Annotated in this window: 1 pseudogene; it reads right to left on the reverse strand. The window is 48.6% G+C overall.

The features are described 5' to 3' along the window. Positions 1-589: pseudogene (gene glnA / locus R8N47_RS26815) on the reverse strand (glutamine synthetase); the annotation flags it as partial.

A 589-nucleotide genomic window follows, 5' to 3' on the forward strand; every position in this document is an offset into this window, starting at 1 on the left:
AGTTCGAACTCAAGTGGGTGAGTTGCCATGTTGATGCGCTCAACGTCTTTTGACTTAAGTGCGATGTAAGAATCGATAAAGTCGTCAGAGAATACGCCGCCCGCTGTTAAGAACTCACGGTCTTCGTTTAGTGCATTTAGAGCAACTTCTAGAGACTCAGCCACTCTAGGAATCTCAGCTGCTTCTTCTGCTGGTAGATCGTAAAGGTCTTTGTCCATCGCTTCGCCTGGGTGGATCTTATTCTTGATACCGTCAAGACCAGCCATCAGTAGACAAGCAAACGCTAGGTATGGGTTTGCTGCTGGATCTGGGAAGCGAGCTTCGATACGACGTGCTTTCGGGCTTGGTACCACTGGGATACGGATAGAAGCTGAACGGTTACGTGCAGAGTAAGCAAGCATAACTGGTGCTTCAAATCCAGGTACAAGACGCTTGTACGAGTTTGTTGATGGGTTAGCAAACGCGTTGATTGCACGAGCGTGTTTGATGATACCGCCGATGTAGTAAAGCGCTGTTTCAGATAGACCGCCGTACTTGTCGCCAGCAAACAGGTTAACGCCGTCTTTTGCTAGAGATTGGTGAACGTGCA

The sequence above is a fragment of the Vibrio sp. 2132-1 genome, from assembly GCF_033344315.1.